The organism is Oerskovia sp. NPDC056781 (assembly GCF_042789955.1).
In the GTDB taxonomy this organism is placed as follows: domain Bacteria; phylum Actinomycetota; class Actinomycetes; order Actinomycetales; family Cellulomonadaceae; genus Oerskovia; species Oerskovia rustica.
The window spans coordinates 1-3,133 of the sequence record NZ_JBHUAD010000333.1; the positions used below are offsets into that span (position 1 = coordinate 1).

At 73.9% G+C, this 3,133-nt stretch carries 3 protein-coding genes; all 3 read left to right on the top strand.

What is annotated here, in order from left to right:
* Window positions 1-130: 130 nt before the first annotated feature.
* Genes aroC through aroB form a run of 3 tightly spaced genes read left to right on the top strand, consistent with a single transcriptional unit; the run spans window position 131 to window position 3,115 of the window.
* On the top strand, window positions 131-1,348 hold the full coding sequence (gene aroC, locus ACFRCR_RS17950; protein ID WP_377679471.1) for a chorismate synthase: 1,218 nt from the start codon (window positions 131-133) through the stop codon (window positions 1,346-1,348).
* 1 nt (window position 1,349) lies between these two features.
* The gene (locus ACFRCR_RS17955) at window positions 1,350-1,922 is read left to right on the top strand and encodes a shikimate kinase (protein WP_377679473.1); all 573 of its coding nucleotides are present in this window, start codon (window positions 1,350-1,352) and stop codon (window positions 1,920-1,922) included.
* Window positions 1,919-3,115, top strand: coding sequence for a 3-dehydroquinate synthase (aroB, locus tag ACFRCR_RS17960; protein ID WP_377679475.1), 1,197 nt, complete (start codon window positions 1,919-1,921; stop codon window positions 3,113-3,115). Before ACFRCR_RS17955 ends, aroB begins: the two co-directional genes overlap by 4 nt.
* Window positions 3,116-3,133 lie beyond the last annotated feature (18 nt).

Consider the following 3,133-nt stretch of genomic DNA (forward strand, 5'->3'; position numbering starts at 1 on the left):
GTCCTCCACAGGCTGTCCAGGTGCGGCCCGTGCGCCCGGCCGAGACCCCGCGCGCCCGTCCGCCCCACGGGGCGGTCCGCACTGCGGTCGGGTTCGGGGACGTGTCGGGTGACGTGGGAGGATTCTGCTCATGCTTCGTTGGTTGACATCGGGTGAGTCGCACGGTCCGGCGCTGGTCGGCATCCTGGAAGGGCTGCCCGCAGGGGTCGAGCTCGTGACGAAGGACGTGCAGGACGCGCTCGCGCGCCGCCGCCTCGGGTACGGGCGTGGTGCGCGCATGAAGTTCGAGCAGGACGAGGTTCGCATCCTCGCGGGGCTGCGCCTGGGCCTGACGCAGGGCGGCCCGCTCGCGATCGAGATCGGCAACACCGAGTGGCCCAAGTGGGTCGACGTCATGAGCGCGGACCCGGTGCCCGCCGAGGCGCTGCAGGTCGACGCCGGGACCGGCGACGTGCGGGAGATCGCCCGCAACCGCCCCCTGACGCGCCCGCGTCCCGGGCACGCGGACCTCGTCGGGATGCGCAAGTACGCGTTCGACGACGCCCGCCCCGTCCTGGAGCGCGCGTCGGCGCGCGAGACCGCGACCCGTGTCGCGCTCGGGGTGGCCGCCGCCAAGTTCCTCGAGCAGGCCGTCGGGATCCGCCTCGTCTCGCACGTCGTGGGCATCGGCACGGTCGACGTCCCCGAGGACGCGGCACTCCCGCAGCCCGACGACGTCGCGCGCCTCGACGCGGACCCGGTGCGCTGCTTCGACCCCGCGAGCTCCGCGGCGATGGTCGCCGAGATCGACGAGTGCCACAAGGACGGCGACACCCTGGGCGGCGTGGTCGAGGTCCTGGCGTACGGCGTCCCGTCCGGGCTGGGCACCTACGTGCAGTCCGACCGGCGGCTCGACGCACGCCTCGCGGCCGTCCTCATGGGCATCCAGGCCATCAAGGGCGTCGAGGTCGGCGACGGCTTCCGCACCGCGCGCCGCCGCGGCTCGCAGGCCCACGACGAGATCGTGCGCGGCGAGGACGGGCACCTGCACCGCCTGAGCAACCGCGCGGGCGGCGTCGAGGGCGGCATGTCCAACGGCGAGGTGCTGCGCGTGCGTGCGGCCATGAAGCCCATCTCCACGGTGCCGCGCGCGCTCGCGACGGTCGACGTCGCGACGGGCGAGCCCGCCAAGGCCCAGCACCAGCGCTCGGACGTGTGCGCCGTGCCGCCCGCCGCCGTCGTCGCCGAGGCGATGGTCGCGCTCGTCCTCGCCGAGGCCGTCCTGGAGAAGTTCGGCGGGGACTCGGTCTCCGAGGTCCGCCGCAACGTCGAGGGCTACCTGGCGTCCGTCCCCGAGCTGCTGCGCTGAGATGACCACGAGCAGCGGCCCACGCGTCGTCCTCATCGGCCCTCCCGGCAGCGGCAAGTCCACGGTCGCGAACGTCCTGTCGGAGCGCCTGGGCCTCCCAGCGCGCGACACCGACACCGACGTGGAGGTCCTCGCGGGAAAGACCGTCGCCGACGTCTTCCTCGAGGACGGCGAGCCGCACTTCCGCGCCCTGGAGCGCGAGGCCGTGACTCAGGCGCTCGCGGTCCACGAGGGCGTCCTCGCCCTGGGCGGCGGCGCCGTCCTCGACGAGCACTCCCAGGTCGCGCTCGAGGCCTACTCGGCCGCGGGGGGGACAGTGGTCTTCCTCGACGTCTCCCTGGCCCACGCGGGCCCGCGGGTCGGGTTCAACCAGGCGCGGCCCCTGCTGCTCGGCAACCCCCGGGCCAGGTGGCAGGCGCTCATGGAGCAGCGTCGTCCGGTCTACGAGCGGCTCGCCACGGTGCGGGTCGTGACGGACGCGCGCACCCCCCGCCAGGTGGCCGGGGAGATCGAAGCAGCACTCGGCGGCACGTCCCAGGACGCCGCGGCCGACCAGACGAGGAGCGAGCAGTGAACGACCAGCAGACGACCGGCACCGACGGGCCGTCCCGCGACGACTCGACCACCACCGCACCGGCGACCCCGGCCCGCGTGCGGGTCGAGGGTGCCCAGCCCTACGACGTGCTCATCGGGCGTCACCTGCTCGGCGAGCTGCCCTCGATGCTGGGGCCGGACGTCCGCCGCGTCCTCGTGATCCACCCGTCCGCGCTCGCGACGTCCGCGGACACGGTGCGCGAGGACCTGCTCGCGGTCGGCTACGAGGCGTACATCGCCGAGGTCCCGGACGCCGAGGAGGCCAAGACCGCGCAGGTTGCGGCGTTCCTGTGGCAGGTGCTCGGTCAGGCCGACTTCACGCGCAGCGACGCGATCGTCTCGGTCGGCGGCGGCGCCACGACCGACCTCGCGGGCTTCGTCGCCGCGACGTGGCTGCGCGGCATCAAGGTCGTGCACGTCCCGACGACGCTGCTCGCCATGGTCGATGCTGCCGTGGGCGGTAAGACGGGCATCAACACGGCCGAGGGCAAGAACCTCGTGGGCGCCTTCCACCCGCCCGCGGGTGTCCTGTGCGACGTCGCGGCCCTCGAGTCGCTGCCCAAGTTCGACTTCGTGGCCGGGCTCGCGGAGATCGTCAAGACCGGCTTCATCGCCGACCCGCGCATCCTCGAGCTCGTCGAGGAGAACGTCGACGAGCTCAAGGCGTGGGGCGGGGCCGAGGTGCCCGCCTCGACGTGGGCCGTGGTCGTCGAGCTCATCGAGCGTTCCGTCGCGGTCAAGGCGCGCGTCGTGGGCGAGGACCTCAAGGAGGCCGGCCTGCGCGAGATCCTCAACTACGGGCACACCCTGGGGCACGCGGTCGAGCTCACCGAGCGCTACGCGTGGCGTCACGGCGCGGCGGTGTCGGTCGGGATGGTCTTCGCGGCCGAGCTCGCGCGTCTCGCCGGTCGCCTCGACGACGAGACCGTGGACCGCCACCGTGCGATCCTCGGCAGCCTCGGCCTGCCGCTGACCTACCGCGGCGACCGCTGGGAGCAGCTCCTGTCCGCGATGCGCCGCGACAAGAAGTCGCGCGGCGACATGCTGCGCTTCGTCGTGCTCGACGGGCTGGCCAAGCCCGGGCGCCTCGAGGGCCCGGACCCGGCGCTGCTCGCCGCGGCGTACGCCGAGATCTCGATCGACGCCCCCAGGGGTGGCCCGATCGCCCTCTGACGCGGCGCCGTCGGGCAG

Excerpts from the sequence above, each read along its gene's own strand:
- aroC (WP_377679471.1), top strand. The coding sequence starts at position 131 with ATGCTTCGTTGGTTGACATCGGGTGAGTCGCACGGTCCGGCGCTGGTC.
- ACFRCR_RS17955 (WP_377679473.1), top strand. The coding sequence starts at position 1,350 with ATGACCACGAGCAGCGGCCCACGCGTCGTCCTCATCGGCCCTCCCGGC.